Origin of the sequence: Halobacillus halophilus DSM 2266 (assembly GCF_000284515.1) — a bacterium.
In the GTDB taxonomy this organism is placed as follows: Bacteria; Bacillota; Bacilli; order Bacillales; family Halobacillaceae; genus Halobacillus; species Halobacillus halophilus.
Genome location: NC_017668.1, coordinates 3875589 through 3896260, shown reverse-complemented (window position 1 = coordinate 3896260; position 20672 = coordinate 3875589). Strand labels below are relative to the sequence as shown.

19 protein-coding genes and 2 riboswitches are annotated in these 20672 nt (G+C 43.4%); of the genes, 16 read left to right on the top strand and 3 right to left on the bottom strand.

The window, feature by feature from the left end; genetic code table 11:
* Position 1 precedes the first annotated feature (1 nt).
* Positions 2-724 carry a DUF421 domain-containing protein gene (locus tag HBHAL_RS19075; protein WP_041601465.1) on the top strand — a complete coding sequence of 241 codons (723 nt, stop codon included), beginning with the start codon at positions 2-4 and terminating at the stop codon, positions 722-724.
* 541 nt (positions 725-1265) lie between these two features.
* On the opposite strand, the gene HBHAL_RS19065 is transcribed toward HBHAL_RS19075, so the two are convergent.
* On the bottom strand, positions 1266-1649 hold the full coding sequence (locus HBHAL_RS19065) for a DUF302 domain-containing protein (protein WP_014645164.1): 384 nt from the start codon (positions 1647-1649) through the stop codon (positions 1266-1268).
* 206 nt (positions 1650-1855) lie between these two features.
* A riboswitch (SAM riboswitch) is annotated at positions 1856-1970 on the top strand.
* A gap of 156 nt (positions 1971-2126) precedes the next feature.
* On the opposite strand from HBHAL_RS19065, the gene HBHAL_RS19060 reads away from it, so the two are divergent.
* From HBHAL_RS19060 to HBHAL_RS19025, 8 genes are all read left to right on the top strand, one after another.
* Positions 2127-3155 (top strand): methionine ABC transporter ATP-binding protein, encoded by a 1029-nt coding sequence (locus tag HBHAL_RS19060; protein ID WP_014645163.1) that lies wholly within the window; start codon positions 2127-2129, stop codon positions 3153-3155.
* Positions 3145-3807, top strand: a complete 663-nt coding sequence (locus tag HBHAL_RS19055; protein WP_014645162.1) for a methionine ABC transporter permease — start codon at positions 3145-3147, stop codon at positions 3805-3807. Before HBHAL_RS19060 ends, HBHAL_RS19055 begins: the two co-directional genes overlap by 11 nt.
* 11 nt (positions 3808-3818) lie before the next feature.
* Positions 3819-4670, top strand: coding sequence for a MetQ/NlpA family ABC transporter substrate-binding protein (locus HBHAL_RS19050; RefSeq protein ID WP_014645161.1), 852 nt, complete (start codon positions 3819-3821; stop codon positions 4668-4670).
* A 133-nt stretch (positions 4671-4803) separates the two neighbouring features.
* On the top strand, positions 4804-5544 hold the full coding sequence (locus tag HBHAL_RS19045) for a Cof-type HAD-IIB family hydrolase (RefSeq protein WP_014645160.1): 741 nt from the start codon (positions 4804-4806) through the stop codon (positions 5542-5544).
* Positions 5545-5815: 271 nt separating this feature from the next.
* On the top strand, positions 5816-6964 hold the full coding sequence (locus tag HBHAL_RS19040; RefSeq protein ID WP_014645159.1) for an acyl-CoA dehydrogenase family protein: 1149 nt from the start codon (positions 5816-5818) through the stop codon (positions 6962-6964).
* 12 nt (positions 6965-6976) lie between these two features.
* Positions 6977-8137 carry a thiolase family protein gene (locus tag HBHAL_RS19035; protein ID WP_014645158.1) on the top strand — a complete coding sequence of 387 codons (1161 nt, stop codon included), beginning with the start codon at positions 6977-6979 and terminating at the stop codon, positions 8135-8137.
* The gene (locus tag HBHAL_RS19030) at positions 8134-8901 is read left to right on the top strand and encodes an SDR family NAD(P)-dependent oxidoreductase (protein WP_014645157.1); all 768 of its coding nucleotides are present in this window, start codon (positions 8134-8136) and stop codon (positions 8899-8901) included. The genes HBHAL_RS19035 and HBHAL_RS19030 overlap by 4 nt, the downstream gene beginning before the upstream one ends.
* A gap of 63 nt (positions 8902-8964) precedes the next feature.
* Complete coding sequence (locus HBHAL_RS19025) at positions 8965-10521, top strand: fatty acid--CoA ligase (RefSeq protein WP_014645156.1); 1557 nt, start codon at positions 8965-8967, stop codon at positions 10519-10521.
* A 76-nt stretch (positions 10522-10597) separates the two neighbouring features.
* On the opposite strand, the gene ligD is transcribed toward HBHAL_RS19025, so the two are convergent.
* A complete protein-coding gene (gene ligD / locus HBHAL_RS19020) occupies positions 10598-12367 on the bottom strand; it encodes a DNA ligase D (protein WP_014645155.1) in 1770 nt (589 codons plus the stop codon).
* A gap of 101 nt (positions 12368-12468) precedes the next feature.
* Here ligD and ku point away from each other — a divergent pair, with 101 nt between their 5' ends.
* From ku to HBHAL_RS18990, 6 genes are all read left to right on the top strand, one after another.
* Complete coding sequence (ku, locus tag HBHAL_RS19015; protein ID WP_014645154.1) at positions 12469-13305, top strand: non-homologous end joining protein Ku; 837 nt, start codon at positions 12469-12471, stop codon at positions 13303-13305.
* Positions 13306-13408: 103 nt separating this feature from the next.
* Positions 13409-13588 (top strand): hypothetical protein, encoded by a 180-nt coding sequence (locus tag HBHAL_RS19010; protein ID WP_041601463.1) that lies wholly within the window; start codon positions 13409-13411, stop codon positions 13586-13588.
* Complete coding sequence (locus HBHAL_RS19005) at positions 13581-14177, top strand: Fic/DOC family protein (protein WP_014645152.1); 597 nt, start codon at positions 13581-13583, stop codon at positions 14175-14177. Before HBHAL_RS19010 ends, HBHAL_RS19005 begins: the two co-directional genes overlap by 8 nt.
* A gap of 214 nt (positions 14178-14391) precedes the next feature.
* A complete protein-coding gene (gene asnB, locus HBHAL_RS19000; protein ID WP_014645151.1) occupies positions 14392-15897 on the top strand; it encodes an asparagine synthase B in 1506 nt (501 codons plus the stop codon).
* Between the two features lie 771 nt (positions 15898-16668).
* Complete coding sequence (locus HBHAL_RS18995) at positions 16669-17643, top strand: pyridoxal-phosphate dependent enzyme (protein WP_014645150.1); 975 nt, start codon at positions 16669-16671, stop codon at positions 17641-17643.
* A gap of 16 nt (positions 17644-17659) precedes the next feature.
* The gene (locus HBHAL_RS18990) at positions 17660-19330 is read left to right on the top strand and encodes a PucR family transcriptional regulator (protein ID WP_014645149.1); all 1671 of its coding nucleotides are present in this window, start codon (positions 17660-17662) and stop codon (positions 19328-19330) included.
* A gap of 37 nt (positions 19331-19367) precedes the next feature.
* Here HBHAL_RS18990 and HBHAL_RS18985 read toward each other — a convergent pair whose 3' ends face one another.
* Positions 19368-19895, bottom strand: coding sequence for a DUF3221 domain-containing protein (locus tag HBHAL_RS18985; protein WP_014645148.1), 528 nt, complete (start codon positions 19893-19895; stop codon positions 19368-19370).
* Positions 19896-19992: 97 nt separating this feature from the next.
* A riboswitch (TPP riboswitch) is annotated at positions 19993-20102 on the top strand.
* A gap of 79 nt (positions 20103-20181) precedes the next feature.
* On the opposite strand from HBHAL_RS18985, the gene thiW reads away from it, so the two are divergent.
* Positions 20182-20670 carry an energy coupling factor transporter S component ThiW gene (thiW, locus tag HBHAL_RS18980; protein ID WP_014645147.1) on the top strand — a complete coding sequence of 163 codons (489 nt, stop codon included), beginning with the start codon at positions 20182-20184 and terminating at the stop codon, positions 20668-20670.
* Positions 20671-20672 lie beyond the last annotated feature (2 nt).

Genomic DNA, 20672 nt, shown 5'->3' with positions numbered 1-20672 from the left:
ATTGGATTTATTGTGGGATTTACTTAAGGTTATAGGCAGAATTGTAACAATCCTTCCGTTCCTACTGGCCATAGGGTTGTTTATGGGGAAGCGGTCAATAGGTGAACTGCCTGTCTTTGATTTTCTGGTGGTTCTTGTACTCGGTTCAGTGGTCGGGGCTGATATTGCTGATCCGAATATTAATCATATCCATACCGTAGTGGCTATGATTGCAATTGCTTTACTGCAGAAATTTATTGTATGGAGTAAACTAAGAAATCGCAAGTTGGGAAAGCTCTTAACATTTGAACCAACGGTGGTGGTTTTCAATGGAGAAATCGTCGAAAAAAACATTAAAAGCATTAACTATTCTATCGATAATATCATTCAAATGCTTCGAGAAAAGGATGTGTACCATATTAATGATGTCGAATTAGCATTGATTGAAGCGAACGGGTCAATGTCTGTAAAGTTAAAGTCGGAAAAAGAAAACATTACGAGGGAGGATTTCCATCTTCCATATAGGGGTGGGGGTTATGACGTTCCACTTATTCTGGACGGAAAATTGCAAAAGGATATTTTGAATCACCTGGGTAAAAACGAGGAATGGTTGGAGAACCAATGGAGAGCTTGCGGGATAACTTCTATTGAAAATATATTTTATGGTGCGATTACGAGTCAGGGAGAATTTCATTGTTCAGTCAAAGGAAAGAAGGTTTTAAATCTTCCACCGATAAAGAACTAGGAGATTTTTTAAAAGAGAAGCTTCTGTTTGTTTAAGACTCATTTTCAAGATAAATGGGGCCGTTACGTTAAAAAGGGGAAGGCTGGTTGGGAAATAAGTCGCTTTCCTGCGGGGGAACTGACAAGCCTCCTCGGTCGTTTCACTCCCTGTGGGGTCTCGCCTGGCTCCTTCTCCCGCGCGAGTCTCCTCATTTCCCCACCATCCCAATATTATTATGAAAACGGACCCTTCAAAAAAGAAGGAAGGCATCCTGAAACAGCCGTAAATCCTTCTATAACGGGGGTGATTCACCACATGACATGATAAAAGTTTAGCGCTGATCATAGGTTGATCTTCCCTTTGAGAAAGTTCATACTCAAGTAATCAGAGAGCTATATAACACAAGGTCCGGACCTTAACTACAAACCAATATCTCGAAACTGGGTCTTCAAGTAACCGGCCCTATCCTTTAATAAGCCTCTTATGAAAATTAACAACCAGATTTAACAGATCTAAATAAAAAAAGGAAGGATAATTCAATGATTATCCCTCCTCATATCCGTTACACGCTTTGATCCATGCAATGGATTAATCGCTGTTCAATATCTTCTGCGAGTCTCTGAATTTGTTCATCTTCCACCAATTGAATGAGGGCAGTTGGTTTAGGCATACCAATTTTTGTAGAGCCTCCCTCAGAATAAACAACCATTTTACATGGTAGGAAATAACCAGCTAGTGTATTTTCATTAAGAATACGCTGGGCTTCCTTAGGGTTACATACTTCCAATACTTTAAATTCTTTCTCGAATTCTAATCCTTTTTCATTGAGTTTATCTTTGATATCAAAATTCCATAAAACTCCGAACTGGGCTTCTTTAAGGCTGGCTTCTAAACTTTCTACTGCTTCTTCAATTCCTTTTTCTGTTTCTACTGTGTAATGAAACATGTTTAAACCTCCTTTATAAGCTCTCTATTTCAGCATACCCGTTAAGGTATAAAGATAATCGTAAAAATTGGGTTTTACTGTAATAGACATGGGGACCGGTTTTTAGTCAGGAAGGAGAAAAAACGAAAAGTTTCACAGATAAAATTGACAAAGCTGATGAGCTATAATAAGATGATCACCATCCAATTTAAAAACAAATAAAAATCTTCTTATCTAGAGAGGTGGAGGGACTGGCCCTACGAAACCTCGGCAGCGGGACTGATGCGTCATCAGAAACTGTGCCAACTCCAGCAGGTGCTTTATGCACGTGAAAGATGAGAAGAGACGGTTCTCATAAATCACGTATGATAGAGCCCCTCTTCTTATCTTTTAAGAAGAGGGGCTCTTTTATGTGCCATAACGAAAGTTTCACGCTTTGTCGTACATAAGAAAGACAGCTAATTGGAAGAAAAGAAAAACAAAGGGGGGGAAACGTTCATGATTGAATTTGAAGGAGTATCAAAAATCTATGAACACAATGGAAATGAATTACGAGCTGTAGATCAAGTGGATTTAGCCGTGAATAAAGGAGAAATCTTCGGAGTTATTGGTTATAGCGGGGCAGGAAAAAGTACGCTTGTTCGTTTAGTTAATTTACTGGAATATCCTTCGGAAGGCAGGCTGCTCGTGGATGGGGAAGATTTGACCCAACTGTCTAAACCCGAGTTACGAAAAGTCCGGAAGCGAATCGGCATGATCTTTCAGCACTTTAATCTGCTGGAGTCTAAAACGGTACGCCACAATGTCGCTTTTCCATTGGCAATATCAGGAGTACCTAAAAAAGATATTGATTCACGTGTAGAAGAAATCCTGGAATTTGTAGGTTTATCAGATAAAGCAAGGCAGTATCCAGACCAGTTATCTGGTGGACAGAAGCAGAGGGTCGGAATTGCACGGGCGTTAGCCACCTCACCGGACATATTGCTATGTGATGAAGCGACATCTGCTCTTGATCCTGAGACTACCAAGTCCATTCTTAAACTTTTGCGCAGAGTGCGGGATGAATATAACATCACGATTCTTATGATCACACATGAAATGAATGTGGTCCGTGAAGTTTGCGACCGGATCGCAGTCATGGAACATGGTCGTGTCATCGAGCAAGGGTCTATATTTGATTTGTTTTCCCAGCCGGAACATCCCACTACAAAGAACTTTGTAAGAACGGTTATGGAAAATGAAATTCCAGCATCCATCCTGGAGGGGATAGAAAAGCGGGGAGCAAGCCGGCATATTTACCGTGTCACCTTTGTAGATGAAAGTGCGGGGCAGCCAGTACTTTCCCACGTGTCGAAGTCATATGAAGTGGAAGTGAATGTACTTTTCGGGCAGATTACAGAGCTTCAGGGCATTCCGTTTGGACATTTAGTGGTGGAACTTCAGGGAGAAGATAAAGAAATTGTGAGAGCAATCGACTCCATCCAACGTTCTGTGACAGTTCAGGAGGTGAAAGCACATGCAGGTTAACTTAATGGATTTTTGGCCGAGAATTCTGGAAGCTACCAATCAGACCCTCTTAATGGTCGGGATTTCTCTGCTTGCAGCCACATTAATTGGTCTTCCCCTAGGGATTGCGCTAGTGGTTACTAAAGATGGCGGACTGCTTGAAAACAAACCTATATTCAATGCGCTCAGTTCAGTAGTTAACTTCTTCAGGTCGATCCCATTTATCATCTTACTGGTAGCCATTCTGCCCGTGACAAGATTTATTGTGGGCTCATCCATTGGTACGGCTGCAGCGGTAGTCCCGCTCGTTATTTTCTCGGCGCCCTACATCGCGCGGCTTGTAGAGAGCAGTCTACTCGAGGTGAAGTCAGGTGTTATTGAAGCAGCGGAAGCTATGGGAGCGACCCCCTGGCAAATTATCGCGCGCGTGTATATACCGGAAGCGTTAAGTTCCATTGTACTGAATCTGACCATCGCAACGATTGGTCTTGTTGGGGCTTCAGCCATGGCCGGATTCGTAGGCGGCGGTGGTCTGGGTGATTTGGCTATTTCTTATGGCTACCAGCGTTTTGAGACGGATATAATGATTGCGACCGTGCTTCTTCTCGTGGTCATTGTGCAAATCACTCAAACAATAGGAAACTTTGTATCTAAAAAAATTCGCAGACAATAGGAGGTCTCAAGATGAAGAAATTATTCATTTTATTAAGTTTAGTAGCTGCCATTGGAACCGTATTAGCAGGATGTTCCAGTGAAAGCAGCGGAGCAGAATCCAGTGAAGGATCAGAGGAGAAAAAAGTCGTTAAAGTCGGCCTGAATGGTTCTGGCGTGCCGATCTGGGAGAAAATAAAAGAAAAAGCAGCCAAGGAGAATATTGAGATCGAATTAGTAGAGTTTTCAGATTATGTACGTCCTAATATGGCGCTTGCGGACGGAGACATTGATTTAAACGCATTTCAAACGGTCTCTTATTTTGACTCTTTTATAAAAGAACATGATCTGGATCTGGCCCCTATTGGTACAACGTTAATCGCTCCAATGGGAATCTACTCTGAAAAATATGAGGATGTTACAAATATTCCAGAAGGAAGCACTATTGCTATACCAAAAGAGGCAACCAATATGGGACGGGCTTTATTACTCCTTGAAAAAGCAGGAGTGATTGGTCTGCCTGACGATTTTGATGGAAATGGGAACCTAGACAAGATTCAGGAAAATCCTAAGAATTTAAAATTTGAACCGATCGTAGCGGCTCAGACCCCCCGCGTACTGCCGGACGTTGCCGCATCAATCATTAATAATGGAGTAGCCGTTGAAGCCGGGTTTGTTCCAGTAGATGATGCCATCTTTATTGAAGATGACACGGCACAGCCTTATATAAATATCATTGCAGCCCGCGCATATGAAACGGATAAAGAAGTGTATCAAACCATTGTCGATCTATATCAGGAAGAAGACGTAGCGCAGCACATTCGTGAAGTTTACAATGATTCCTTGATTCCTACATTTGTACCCCTTGAAAAAATAGGCTGGTAAGCAAATAGGAGCGTAAAAATTGAACTTTTGTTAATCAATTGAAACAACCAGCCGATACGGTTTAGTCGTTTCGTTGTATGAAAGTCTGTCCTTGTATTAGAATAGAGAAAGTAGAAGAGAGGACGTGAATACAATGACAGATATTAAATTAATTGCACTAGACGTAGATGGGACCCTTGTAAATCCGGAGGGAACTGTATCAGACGCGAATATTAAAGCCGTCCAAAAAGCAAAGGATCAGGGAATTCATGTCCTATTAAGTACAGGAAGATCACTGTCGCGATGCCGCGATATAGCGGAGCAGCTCGGTCGTTCTTCTTATATTGTAACGATCAACGGTGGTGAGATTTATAATCAGGACTTTGAACTGGTTGACCAGACCTTACTGGAGCCTCACCATGTCAGTCGTTTGTGGGAGCTGAAAGAAGAACATGGATTATATTTCTGGTCTTCTACGGAACAAGGAATTTTTAACTCCCAGGAACCTTTTGATAAAGAAATTGAAGAGTATAACTGGCTTAAGTTCGGTTTCGATATAGAAGATGATGAGATTAGAGAAGCTATTCTTCAGGAACTGAATGGCAATCAGGACCTTGAGGTTACAAACTCCAGTCCTACGAATATTGAAGTAAACCCAACAGGTGTCACGAAAGCCGCGGCTTTGCTAAAAGTTTGTGAATGGCTTGATCTGCGGATGGAAAACGTGATGGCAGTAGGGGACAGCATGAATGACATAGCGATGATCCGTGAATCAGGTGTAGGAGTCGCGATGGGCAACGCTCAGGATGAAGTGAAGCAAGAAGCGGCGTTCGTCACAGGAACAAATGCTGAAGATGGAGTAGCTCAGGCCATCGAAAAAATATTGAATTCATAGAGATCATAAATTCTGCTTGCAGGAAAACCAGTTGGTTTTCCTGCAAGCTTTTTTATGCGCTGCGGAGGCAAATTGCTTACCTGTAAGGGTTTATATTGGAGGACTTTAACGTCTGTTTAGCCTAAACATGGTGTAAAAACATGTCATATTATTCAATTAAACGTCTTTTTGTAACCGTTTTCCTAATCATGGAGGAATTAAACAGGAGCAGAGAGAATCATTCTATTAGAAAATGATTTCCCTTTAGGAACGATTAAATTAGGAGGCTATGATGAAAGCAGGTTACATAAAAGAAGAGCATGATATTTTGCGAAGGTCACTACGCCAATTTCTGGAGAAAGAAGCTTATCCATACTTTAAGGAGTGGGAAAAACAAAAAGCCATTCCACGTTCCTTTTGGAAAAAACTCGGGGAACAAGGTTATCTATGTCCTTGGCTAGATGAGGAGTATGGCGGATTCCATGCTGACTTTGGTTACTCCGTAATTATTAATGAAGAGATGGAAAGAGTGGGGACAGGATTGATTGGCATTGGCCTGCACAACGACATCGTCGTTCCCTATTTATCCGCTTACGGGACCGAGGACCAAAAGAAAAGTTGGCTTTCGAAATGTACGACAGGGGAATGTGTGACCGCTATTGCTATGACTGAGCCAGGGGCTGGTTCAGACCTGGCAGCGGTAAAGACAACAGCTCAGAAGACAGACGACCACTATACATTAAATGGGGAAAAGACGTTTATCACCAATGGTACCTATGCCGATTTAGTCCTCGTGGTGTGCAAGACGGATCCTAAAGCCTCTCCAGCTCATAAAGGGATCAGTCTGATCGTAGTAGAGAAAGACACACCGGGCTTTACAAGGGGAAAACAGCTCGAAAAAGTGGGACTTCACAGCCAGGATACGTCTGAACTTATTTTCGAAGACGCTAAAGTACCGGCTGCCAATCTGATAGGGAAAGAAGGAGAGGGGTTCTATTATTTGATGAATCAGCTTCAGCAGGAACGGCTGATCGTAGGAATTGGAGCCATTGCTTCCTGTGAGCGAATGCTAGAACTGACGATCCAATATGTAAAAGAACGCCAGGCGTTCGGACGGTCGATCGCTTCTTTTCAAAATACTCAGTTCAAACTGGCTGAACTGCAGACGGAAGTTGAAATAGGCCGTACTTTTCTCGACCGAACGATAGAAGCTCATATACAGGGAGAAGATGTGGTAAAACAGGTTTCCATGGCCAAATGGTGGACAACCGAACTTGTGAAAAAAGTGGCGCTTGAATGTATGCAATTGCACGGAGGCTACGGATATATGGAAGAGTTTGAGATAGCCAGAAGGTTCCGTGACGCACCAGTCACAGCTATTTATGCAGGCACGAATGAAGTCATGAAATCGATCATTGCGAAAAAAATGGGGCTCGTTTAGGAGGCAGGGAATATGAAGGAAGTAGTTATCGTTGAAGCGGTTCGTACCCCGGTTGGAAAGAGAAATGGTTTATTAAGTGGGCAAAGGCCCGATGAACTCTTTGCGTTAGTGCTACAGGAACTAATCGAACGGAGTCAAGTGGATCCGAAGGAAGTAGAAGACGTCATTGCAGGCTGTGTATCACAAGTAGGTGAGCAGGCGGGGGACGTAGCCAGGATTTCAGCGCTGATGGCAGGTTTTCCACTAGAGGTACCCGGAGTAACCGTAGACCGTCAATGCGGCTCGAGTCAGCAGGCCGTCCATTTTGCTTCCCAGGCGATTGCCTGTGGGGATATGGACGTAGTTATTGCCGGAGGAGTAGAAAGCATGTCGCGTGTACCGATGTTTTCCAATATGCAAGGGAGCAAGTATAGTGAACAGCTTACTGAGAAGTATGACATGATCAACCAGGGTCTATCCGCTGAACGCATTGCAGAAAAGTGGGAAATATCAAAGGAGGAACTGGATGCTTATGCTGCTTCCAGTCACGAAAGAGCTCTGCATGCGATTAAAGAAGGACGTTTTGATAGGGAAATGATGAACGTAGAGGGATCGAATGAGCAGGGAGAGTCCATAATAGTAAGCTTAGATCAGGGACCAAGACCAGGTACTTCTACCGCTTCTCTTTCTCAGTTGAAGCCTGCTTTTAAAGAGGATGGACTTATTACAGCTGGAAATTCAAGTCAAATCAGTGATGGAGCAGCTGCCCTTTTATTAATGTCGCGTGAAAAAGCGGAAGAGTTAGGTGTGCAGCCTAGATTTAGAATTGTTGCCCGCTCGGTAGTGGGATCTGATCCAACCCTAATGTTGACGGGACCAGTACCTGCTACGCATAAAGTATTACAAAAGTCCGGACTTAGCTTCGATGACATCGATCTGTTTGAAGTTAATGAAGCTTTTGCGTCCGTACCTTTATTCTGGATGAAGGAAACAAAGGTGGAACATGACCGGTTAAATGTAAATGGAGGAGCTATCGCTCTAGGTCATCCCTTAGGTGCTACAGGAGCTAAACTTATGACTAGTTTACTTCATGAATTGGAGCGTATCGGGGGGCGGTATGGTTTGCTTGCGATATGTGAAGGATTGGGAATGGCCAATGGTACCATTATTGAACGACTGGACAAGCAGGAATGAACGGTAAAGAGATCATAGCGATTGTCACGGGCGGAGCCTCCGGTTTAGGGGAAGCAGTAGTCCGAAGTATAGTAGAGAACGGCGGGCGTGCTGTTATTGCAGATCAGGATACAGAAGGTGGAAGTAAGCTTGCTCAATCGTTAGGAGAGGCGGCTCTTTTTAAAAAAACAGATGTGACTTCTTTCGAGCAAGCGAAAGAGCTCATCGATCAGGCATGTCGCGCTTTTGGCAAAGTGAACGTTCTTGTCAATTGTGCTGGAATTGCGACTGGAGAAAAGGTGATTGGAAAGCGGGGAGTTCATCAATTGGATTCCTTTTCGAAGGTGATTGAAGTAAATCTAATAGGCACATTTAATATGATTCGGCTGACGGCTGAGCAGATGCAGCACAACCTGCCGAATGAAAAAGGTGAGTGCGGTGTCATTGTGAATACCGCATCTATTGCAGCGTATGACGGGCAGATTGGACAGTCCGCCTACAGTGCTTCAAAGAGCGGGGTGATCGGGATGACTCTCCCCATATCAAGAGAGCTTGCCCAGCACGGAATACGGGTAATGACGATTGCTCCAGGATTGTTTGATACACCTATGTTCAGTCAGCTTCCAGAGTCTGCGCGAGATTCGTTAGGAAAAATAACGCCTTTTCCTAAACGACTCGGCATGCCTGTAGAATTCAGCCAGCTGGTACTTACTATTTTGGATAACGTCATGTTGAACGGGGAGGTGATCCGTCTCGACGGAGCAGTGAGGATGCCAATAAAGTAGGGGTTCGTGAGAGGGTTCTTGAAAACGTGTGTTATTAAAATCATATAAAAGGAGTCGATCAAAGTGGGAGCAACATTACGTAGCATGTTTGAACAGACGGCAGCGAAATATCCGAACAAAGAGGGATTAGTGGATCTGCGTTTAGGTACAAGATGGACGTTTCAGGAGTGGGATGTTGAAGTAAATCGACTGGCTAATGCACTTAAGACTTCTGGCGTCGGAAAAGGGGATAAAGTTTCGACCATCCTGTTTAATACTGCCGAATTTGCGACAGCACTTTTTGCCTGTACGAAGCTCGGGGCCATCTTCAATCCGATCAACTTCCGGCTTACCTCTAAAGAAATCGAATTTATTCTAAAAGACGCTGCTCCGAAAGTGGTTCTTTTTGAGAAGGCTGTTGCGGATCGAGTGGAGCCGTTAATCCCTGTGCTTAGCGATGTAGAGTTATGGTCAATTGATCAACACGACCTTGCTTATGCTGTCCATTACTATGATCAATTAATAGATGCTCCCATTGTCAGACCTTCCTGCGACTTAGATGAAACAGATCCCTATGCGATCATGTACACCTCTGGTACAACCGGCCTTCCGAAAGGAGTCGTTCACTCCCACAGGGATATGATTGATCAATCTTTAATTATAGCCGCCTGCCTGCAGTTGAACCCGGAGGATCGGGGATTAACCACGGCTCCCATCTTTCACTGTGCTGAACTGCATTGCGCTTTCTTCCCAAGAGTCATGATTGGAAGTACCAATGTGTTGCTTCACCACTTTGATGCTCCTTCCGTTATTGAAACGATTAAACAGGAGCAAATTACGACGTTGTTTGCTGCACCTACCATGTGGAATATGATGCTCCAGGAGGACTTCTCTCAAGAGGATTTCCAGACCCTCAGAAAAGGACTGTATGGTGGAGCGCCAATGGCACCCGCCTTAACATTACGTCTGCACGAAGCGATTGGAGTACAGCTTCTGCAGGCTTATGGTATGACGGAGATGGGGCCGGCGATTACTGCTTTAATGGAAGACGAGCAAGTTTCAAAAGCTGGATCAGCGGGCCGAGCGCTCTTAAATCATGAAATTCGGGTAGTAAGAACCAACGAGCATGGGCCGTCTGAACCGGAGGCTATCTGCAAACCTGGTGAACGAGGGGAAATTATTGTACGAGGACCTAGTATGATGGAGGGGTATTACAACCGACCGGAAGCAACAGAGGAAGCTCTGTATAAAGGGTGGTATCATACAGGAGATATTGGCTCATTAGATGATGAGGGTTATTTATGGGTCAGTGATAGGGTTAAAGATATGATTATATCGGGCGGGGAAAATATATATTCCAGAGAGGTAGAGGATACTTTGTTTGATCACCCTCTCGTACTCGATGCAGCCGTTATTGGTGAACCGGACGAAATATGGGGAGAACGAGTGGTAGCTTTTATTGTTAAACAAGATGAAAGCCTTAATGAACAAACTCTTGATGAGTTCTGTACATCCAGTAATCGGTTGGCCCGGTATAAGCGACCCAGACGCTATGAGTTTGTAGATGAGCTTCCGAGAAATGCCAGCGGTAAACTTCAAAAGTTCAAACTAAGAGAAAATTTCAATTTAGTATCTGAATAGCAGCCTATTAAAATCCCCGGGAATATTTCCGGGGATTTTTTCATTTCCCGGGCAATAATCGACAGAAATATAGAGTTTATTTATCGCTTATTACATTTCGCAATTGATCAATTGGCTGCTCGTATCTTGCTTTTTCATAATTAGAAAAAGGACAGCCCACTCGCTCAATACGCTCTACTATACTTTTAATCGTAAACGACCTGGGATCAAGATTCTTGGTTACTTCCTCCCAATACACAGGGGTGGCAACTGTGGCTTCTTTGGTTGCTCGAGCAGAGTAGGGGGCTATTATTGTTTTGCCTTCTGCATGCTGTACATAGTCTATATAGAGACGATCTCCCCGTTTCTTTTTGAGACGTTCAATTGTAAAAAGATCAGGCTCTTGTTCCACAAGCACCCGTGCAAAAGTTTCGGTGAGCTTCCTGGTTTCTTCATAACTCAGAGTGCGTTCTGGGATAGGGATATGGATTTGCATTCCTTTATTTCCGGAAGTTTTTATGAAACTTTTAATGTTTAGCTTTTCCATAAGAGGTTTTAACAGGCTGGCTGCTGAAACGGCCAGGTGAAAGTGATTTTGGTCTGGAGGGTCCAGGTCAATGACAATTTCATCAGGGAAGGAAGCTCCTGCTTTTTGAAAAGGAAGGTGCAGTTCAAGAGCCCCCTGGTTGGCGATCCACATCAGGGAGGATAAGTTTTGACATAGAATATACCGTTCTCCTGCTTCTTCAAAGACATCCACATAATCCGGCGCATGATCAGGATAGTGCTTTTGATAGAAAGATGGTTGATTAATTCCGTCCGGGTAGCGGATTAAGGTTATTTTCTTATCTTGAAGAAAACGTAGAAGATAGGGCGATACCATTCTCATATACACTAAATAGTCCATTTTGGACAGGCCGTTCCATAATTCTTTGGAGAGATTTGTAGCTTCCACTTGTTCCGGAAAGAGAGACAAATCCCATTTCAGCTTCTGTAAAGTACAGTCGGACGGAGACAGATCAAACCGGAACTGGTGAAATGTAGGCTCTCTCATCTCTCCTTTTTCAGCATTCAAACAATGAATATCAACACATACACTTGGCTCTAGCTCCCACACCTGTTTTTTTCTAGTTCCTTTCTCTTTAAAAAAATTTCGTAAAGTATGATCTTCTTCAGCTGTCATGCCGTGTTTAAAGCGCCCCAGAGGATAAAGGCTGTTATTTTTTTCTTCCACTTGAAGCTGGTAGTATCCGTTCGATTGGTCATAACTTGTAAGAAACCCGGAAGCAGCTCTCCATTGCTTGGCTTTAAGCCAATGTTTAGATCTTACACCGGCTTCATAGCGGCTAGTTTTTCTTTTCGCAATGATTCCTTCTCCGCGATGAAGATGGACAAGGCCTTCAACCTCCTTCAGGTCAGGAAACGATTCGACGGCCTGTATGCTGGGATGACGGAAGGTCTTAAGAAGTTCTTCAAGAATCTTCTTCCTTTCTATGTAGGAAGCCTTCTCCTCATTCAGGTAGTCAAACGCCATAAAGACGGCTGGTCTCTGCCTGGCCGATCGCTGTATTTTATCTGCATTTCGTAACCTTCCTCTTTGCTGAAGGGCAGAAAAGCAAGCTTGATAAGGGGTGTTTAAGATGACGAGTTCCCCATCCAGCGTAAAAGGGGAGAAGTCAGACTCGATTTTCAACTCGCTTATTTCAGGAAACTGAGAAGTAAAGTCCTTACCATTTCGGCTTGTGAGTGTAATGTTACCCTCGTTCACATGTAAGAGTACACGAAATCCATCATATTTCACTTCATACATCCACTCATCACTTCCAGGGAGATCGTCCGTCAGTGTCAATAGCATAGGTTTGACCATCTTTAAACCTCCTCATTGTTTCCATTAGTTTGAGTTATCCCTGCGCTTTTAAACATATTTTCCCTGCATTCGAGAAAGCTATGGAAAAAGGAGTGGGCTTTATGCATACAATGTGGAAAGGCACGATTAGCTTTGGGCTGGTCAATATTCCAATTAAGCTTCATGCAGCAACAGAGAATAAGGACATTAAGCTTAGGCAGCTTCATGAAGAATGTAAGTCGCCGATTGAATATAAAAAAAGATGCCCGGTTTGTGAAAGAGAAGTAGAAAGTCAGGAAATTGTAAAAGCATATGAATACGCTAAGAACAAATTCGTGGTCTTAGATGCGGAAGATCTGGAGACGTTGAAAAAGGAACAGGAAGATAAAGCCGTAGAGATTCTGGACTTTGTAAAACTTGAAGAAATTGACCCCATTTATTTTGAAAGAAGCTACTATATGTCACCGAGCGAAGGTGGAAGTAAAGCCTATGGATTGTTAAGAAAAGCCCTAACCGACACAGGCAAAATTGGTGTAGCGAAGATTATTATTCGTTCTAAAGAGCAGCTTGCCATCGTTCGCGTTTACCAAAATACGCTGGTTATGGAGACCATCCATTTCCCGGACGAAGTCCGACAATCTAAAGATGTCCCTAACGTTCCGGAAGAAACGGAACTAAGCAAAAAAGAGGTAAGTACAGCCGTGACGTTAATTGATCAACTTACTGCAGAGTTTGACCCGGAAAAGTATAAGGATGAATATCGTACAGCTCTGCTTGATTTAATTGAAGCGAAAAGAAACAATGAAGAGGTTACCACAGCTGCGGATAAACCGAAGCCTGATAATGTAACTGATTTGATGGAAGCTTTAGAGAAATCTTTAGAAAAAACAAAAGGAGGGACCAAGAAAAAGACAACAAAGCGAAAATCGAATGCAGGTTCAAAGAAGAAAACCTCATAAAAAAGGCGTCATAATAGGATTTTGTCGCTCGTTTCACCTGTATTTTTTCTCCAAATTGTAGTATAATATATAATAGAATGATTATGAGGCGGAGGGTTTGTTAATGAGTACGCGTACAGAGGAAGAGGCGGAAAATTTGATGCGTCCAGCTAAAGCATCATTGGCTGTCGAAGGCCTGCGCCTAAGCCAAAAGCAAGAGACGCTTGTGAAGAAATGTTTAACCGGTGCCATCACCCATAAGGAATTTATTAAGAGGGCTTTGGAACTTTCGCGACATGCCTAACTCCCGATACGGCAGTGGGTCTTCCCGTTATTACTACCGGGATTCTACGGTTCTGATTAACCATTATGATATTATGGATGACAATCAGTTACAGAGAATGGAGACGATTCTTTCCACCCAGCGTTTGGCTGAACTTCAGGCATTTCCTGCCCAGGGTGATTTTGATTTACGTCATTTGCAAAAGATTCATAAGTATCTATTTGGAGATTTGTATCCATTTGCCGGGGAAATACGGACTGAAAATATAACCAAGGATGGGTTCTCTTTTGCTCAAGCACGCTTTATTAAAGAAGCCGCTGGGCCGCTGTTTGAAGCATTAGCAAAAGAAGACTGGGAACATATGGACCGTGGAGAGTTAGCAGTTTATCTTGCCTATTACATGGCGGAGTTAAATGTACTCCATCCTTTTCGAGAAGGAAATGGGCGCGCACTCCGTGAGTTTATTCGCTGTCTGGCCTTAGAAGCGAATTTCGATCTTGATTGGTCTGTGCTCCCGAGAGAACGGATTTTGCAAGCAAGCATTGAGTCCGTCCATGACCCCCAAATACTTAGACGAGTCATTGAAGAATCGTTAAGTAAAAAGAATTAAATGATCTGCCTCCAGCTCTTATGAAGCTGGAGGCTTTATTTTATTTCAAATAGCAAACATTCCCTGCGTCTTTTGCTACAGTACTTCTGGACATAGGAAGTAGGCTTTTTTACAGGAATTTGGAGGTATTTGAGGTTTGAATAAAATTGTAAATGGGCGTAGCCTATTGTAAGAGTACTGACAAGAAAGATTTTTATTGAGGAGGATCCGTCTAATGTGTGGGATATTTGTGTCAATGGGAGAAATCGAAAAGAGCCAAATGGATGAAGTACTGCAATTACTTCATCACCGAGGTCCGGATGAAGGGAAATCAGTTGTAACCGACCGCGTCCATTTAGGACACCGGCGCCTCTCGATTATAGGCCTGAATGATGGTATTCAACCCATTCACAACGCCGAAAAAGATCAATGGATCGTCTGTAATGGAGAAATTTACAATTTTGAATCTATAAAATCAGAGTTGGAAAGTAAGACCAGCTTTCTGACTCAGTCAGATAGTGAAGTAGCTTTAAAACTGATCGAATCAGAAGGCGCGAAAGCCATTGATCAGCTTGATGGAATGTTTGCTTTTTTTATTGCAGATGAACGTAATGATAGCTTTATTGTAGCCCGTGATCCATTAGGGATAAAACCTTTATATTACGGATTAGACCAGGGCGGACAGTATGTATTTTCATCTGAGCTTAAGGCTATTGAACGCTTCGTTCATCAACCAGAAGAGTTCCCGCATGGCCATTACTTCACTCCTGAAGAAGGTTTTGTATGTTATAGACATGTGCAAGCTCCAAAAAGTATGTTTAATGAAGAGTCACTGGATCGGGTCAACCAATCGATTCGTGAAACGATGGAGAAAGCTGTGGAGAAGCGTTTACTTGCCGACGTAGAAGTGGGTGTTCTGCTGAGCGGCGGTCTGGACAGCAGTTTAATAGCCGCGATCGCTAAACGATATCATAAAGGGCAATTTCCGCTTAAATCTTTTTGTGTTGGAGCGGAAGGAAGTGCGGATGTAATCAATGCACGAAAAGTGGCCGAAGCGATTGGAACAGATCATTATGAATTTATTTATACGCAGGAGGAACTGGTAGCGGCTGTAGAGGATGTAATCTACCATTTAGAGTCTTATGAACCTTCCTTAGTCAGAAGTGCGATTCCGAATTATTTTGTATCAAAATTAGCATCAGAACATGTGAAAGTAATCCTTTCAGGTGAAGGTGCTGATGAACTGTTCGCAGGCTACGCCTACATGGAGAGGTTTCAGGATACAAGAATGCTTAATAAAGAAATCATCCGGATCCTAAATACTCTTCATCATGTTAACCTGCAGCGTGCCGATAGAATGAGCATGGCGCATTCGCTTGAACTTCGTGTTCCGTTTCTTGATATGGAAGTGGTAGAGAATGCCCTGAAAATTCCGGCTGGTCTTAAGATTCATAAAAAAGACCGCATGGAAAAATGGCTGCTCCGAAAATCGTTTGATGGCGTGCTCCCTGATGAAGTTCTCTGGAGAAAGAAAGCAGAGTTCTCTGAAGGAAGCGGAGCGCTGGATCTACTGGATGCGCATGCGGAAGAAAGCATCACAGATGATGAGTTGATTCGTCTTCAGGAGACTGCCCCTGTAGAAATCCGCTCGAAGCAGGAAGCTTTTTACTATCGAATATTCAAAAAGCATTTCCCTGGAGAAAATATGCTTCAGACCGTAGGGAAATGGGCTACGGCTTAGGAGACGTTTAATGTCCCATGCTACAGTATCTTCATAGAAAGGATCGAACCCCTTACTGATAATAATAAATTATTCCAAGCTTCTCAGCCTGGAGAGAACCCATCTGGTTCCTCTCCAGGCTATTTTTTATCTTACTCTACAAACGCCTTATTAAACAATCGGGCCGTTTAGTTGAAGACTCGATTTCGAGATATTGAGTGGAGAAAGGGGCTCCAGGGAACGACTCGCTTTCCGCGGGCATGTGGTGAGCTTCCTCGGGCTTAACAGCCCTGCGGGATCTCACCGATCATGTTCATCCCGCAGGAGTCTTCACCGTTCCCTTCCGCCCCTTTGCGTTCATAAGAAGCTCCAACCCCTTTATGTAAATGCCTTCATATAAGGAAGGGTAACCTACGTGCTTAACGCTAAATAAAGAGTCTGTACAGGGGGGGGGGACACGGCTATAGAAGCATTTAAGGCGGTTTAGGGTTCCCACTTTTTTACTAGCAGGGTCCGTTCACAAAATTATAGTTGGGTTGGTGGGGGAAATAGAGAGACTCCCGTGGGAGAAGGATCTAGGTGAGACCCTATCTCGAAACTGAGTCTTCAACAAATGGGAGCTTATCTTTAACAAGCTGCACTGAAACTATCGAAGAAAAAGGAGGAATATTGTTTTTTTCTGACAGACTCTTTTATGAGAAGCGTACTATCAACTATAATAAGAAGTACAACGAAAATATCAGAAAAGTCAGAATGGTTGTCTCATATAGTAAAGAATAGGGGGGCGGTCTGGTGGAGCATCCATTATTGCCGTTTAGAGAAGTCTGGAAAGCAAAGAAACGCATTCGAGAGATTGTTGATGGTCCAACACCTTTAATTTATTCTGAGCATCTTTCCCAACATGCGGGCTCACATGTCTACTTGAAGCTTGAACACTTTCATCCCACCGGATCATTTAAGCTGAGGGGGGCTGCGAACAAAATCCTCTCTCTGACACCGGAGGAAAAAGAGAAAGGAGTCGCTACTTTTTCTACAGGAAACCATGGAATCGCTGTCTCCTATGTGGCGGGACAATCTAACATTCCGTGTGTGGTCTGTATATCTAATCGTGTACCCGCGGCTAAAGTCGATCGTTTGAAGCGTCTGAGAGCTCAGGTAGAAGTGGTGGGGGAAAGTCAGGATGATGCTGAAGCCCGCTGCTATGAACTCCAGAGAGAAGCTGGTATGACCGTTATCAAACCATTTGACGACCGGGAAGTGATCGCAGGTCAAGGGACCATTGGACTTGAAATTATGGAGCAGTGTCCGGATGTGGATCAGGTAATTATTCCTTTATCAGGGGGAGGATTACTATCAGGTATTGGTGCCTCTTTAAAGAGTATTGATCCTGACATTCAAATCACCGGGGTCTCGATGGAAAGGTCAGCGGTTATGTATGAGAGTCTGCTAAAGGGCAAGCCCGTTATCCTGAAAGAAGAAGACACGCTTGCGGATAGTCTGCTTGGCGGCCTTGGTCCTAACAATGAGTACACCTTTTCTTTAACACAGACCTTTTTAGACGAAGCAAAATTGGTTTCTGAAGCATCGATTGGTAACGGAATTTTATTCATGCTGAACCATCACAAAATGGCGGTGGAAGGTGCTGCTGCAGCAGGTGTGGGCTGGCTGCTTAACGAAAAGGGTGCTAAAGGTAACCACGTCGTACTGGTGGTCAGCGGAAACAACATTGACCAACACACCATCGATCACTTAATTAAGAATCAATAGGGCAGGAGTGAAGCGAATGGGAGTTACAGTGGAAAATGTGCTGCGGTTACCTATATTTGAACAAGCCAAAGTGTTAACTAAGATCACAGATAAGCCCGTACAATGGATATCCGTAATTGAGACACCTGTGGAAAATTTTGTTAGAAATAATGAATTTGTACTGAGTACCGGGGTGGGATGCGGAGACGATGTAACGGCACTTGAGGAATATGTGAAGGATGTTATTCGTGCAGATGCTTCAGCTCTCGCTTTTGCTACCGGACGATATCTTTACAAAATCCCGGACCGCATTCTGAAAATAGCAGAGGAACACAATTTTATGATTATGGAAATTCCATGGGAGGTGCGATTCGGAGATATTCTGCACGATGTTCTTCGTTTAATAAGTGAAGAAAAGCAGACCGGACAGCAGCGAGCCGAAACCATCCGACAGGAATTGATTAATTGTGTATTGAACGGCAAAGGATTGCAGGAAATCACCACGATTCTTTACGATAATACTCATATTCCTGCTGCTATCAGTGATCATAATAAACAAATCAGGGCTAATCAGCAATTCGACCGTTATTTTCTGGACGTGCTGAACGGAAAAGAAAACGAAGCGTTTCAACTCGTTTCTCCCGAGCCTTTTAGTGATCATCCATTAGTTCATTACATTGAAAAATATGAGATTGGTCCGCATTTTTGCTATCAGCTGACGATCCTTTCGAATTATAAAAAGCAAGGATATCTGCTGTTTAAGCCAGAGGAGGACCATGAATTGTCATGGGTGGATTTATCGATTTTAGAGCATACGTTAACGGCCTGCGCTTTATATTTTGTAAAAGAAAACGCAATCGAAATGACCGAAATCCGCTTGAAGGATAACTTTCTGCTAGAACTTGCCAAAACCGAAGTCGATATCGATAAGTCGCTCCTGGCAAAAGCTCACCTCCTTGGATATGATTTAGAGAAACCATATGTATGTCTCGTAGGGGATATTCGATTTAAAAAGCAGATTGATGGTCCCGTAGGTTCAGAGGAACATTCGGTCCAATCTTCCTCCATGCACAGCCGGAACTACTATATTCAAAAGGAAGTGACACATGCAGGCGATGTGCTGAAGCGTCAGACGATGACCACCTTTGATGAAGGGGAAGTCATTGTTTATATAGAAGCGGATGCCAACACATACCCGGAGACAGCCAATCAATTTCTTGATCTTGTGGAGCGGCGCCTTCACGAGTTACTTGCCGGTATTACGATTTCCTGGGGAGTCTCCTGCCATAAAGATGGCCTGTACAACTTCCACCAGAGCTATGAAGAGGCCGCTACCGCTTTAAATATCGGGCGCCAGAAACATGAAGATGGTGACCGCACTTTTTTCAGTGATACACGGATGAATCGCTTGTTAATGGCCCTATCACATGAAAAAGAAATTGAGTTTATTGTCCAGAATACCTTGGAGAAACTAATCGAATATGATCAGCGAAGACAGACCGACTTAATTCATACGTTCATTGTTTATAACAAATATAACAGTAACGTAAGCCAGACGGCCCGTGCCTTAAATCTTCACCGCCAGTCGTTGTTGCATCGCTTAAGGAATATTGAACAATTAACAGGGCTTTCCTTATTGGATGCAGATGATCTTTTCCTCCTGGAGCTCAGTGTACGCTTATGGATGTTGAAGAAAATAGAAAAATGAGCGCTTCTTCTGTAAAGGAGCCGCTCATTTTTATTTATTATCTGTCGGCGACGATTGTTTCTAAGTCCTCGTTCCTTGAATCAATTCTAGTTAATTGAATCTCCCATACATCCTCTTCCTCAACGTAAGAAATCATCTTTACGGCTAAAAGTTTGTCCCCCGTAATCTCCATTAGAGCTTTAGACAGAGCCTCAGAAGCTTCTAAATCTGCACCCTCTACATGGCTCATTTCGAGAATCGTCACTTCTTCTGCTTCTGCCTGAGAAGGGAAGGATTCACGGACCCCATTTTTCACCCACACTTCTACCTGTTTCCCTACCCAGCGGTCTTTAGGTGCGCCTGAGACCCACATCGCATTCGCAGTACTGTCAGAATTAGAGTCCAAGGGGGAGACCACTAGGATTTGGTCCTTTTTCTGCTCCATAACAAATCCAGTAATTTCAGGAGGCGCAGGGTTTTCTTGTTCGGGTGATTTTTTGGAATCACTATCAGAATTAGAAGTTGGTGCAGATCCGCACCCGGCCAGAATCATAGCTATGAAAAATATGCATCCCCAAGCTTTCATGGACTTGCCTGCCTTTCTATTTGGATTTTTGAATAATTTTCCATGACATCTATCTTTAACTTTGTTATAGTATAAAACAACCAAGTGAATCTATGATTATAACTACTAGGGGAGCCTAAATAGGCTGAGAGGAAAGCAAAGAAGCATTCCGACTCTTAAGAACCTGATCTGGTTAAGACCAGCGGAGGGAAGTAGTCTACTATTTTTATTAGACATTACCCTTTTAAGTCAGGTCCTTCCCAGGATCTGGCTTTTTTATTTTTCCCCTACGGAAGGGAGGACAGACATGAACAAAACGAGATTACTAACGACTATGGCTGCATTTGTTGCGATTGGAACACTTGGTGCTCAGCTGCTCTGGTTTCCAGCAGGCGTAGCAAAGGCTTATCCAGTCCAGCATGCGGTAAATGTGATGGCAGCTATTACACTTGGTCCTTTACCGGCTGTAACCATAGCTTTTATGATCGGTCTATTACGCCTCCTCCTGGGGTTAGGCACCTTGCTGGCGTTTCCTGGAGGAATGATCGGTGCTTTTCTTGCGGGTATCTTATACAAATGGATTCAGAATAAAATGGCAGCCGTTGCCGGTGAAGTGCTTGGTACCGGAGTTATTGGAGCCTTATTCGCTGTTCCATATGCCAACTTACTCATGGGCAGCTCATCTGGAGCTCTGGTATTTCTTCCATCTTTTTTAGTCAGCAGTATATCGGGCGCTATGATAGGATGGATCATCGTCACAAGAGTTAAATTGGAAAAATATATCTTACAACCATAATA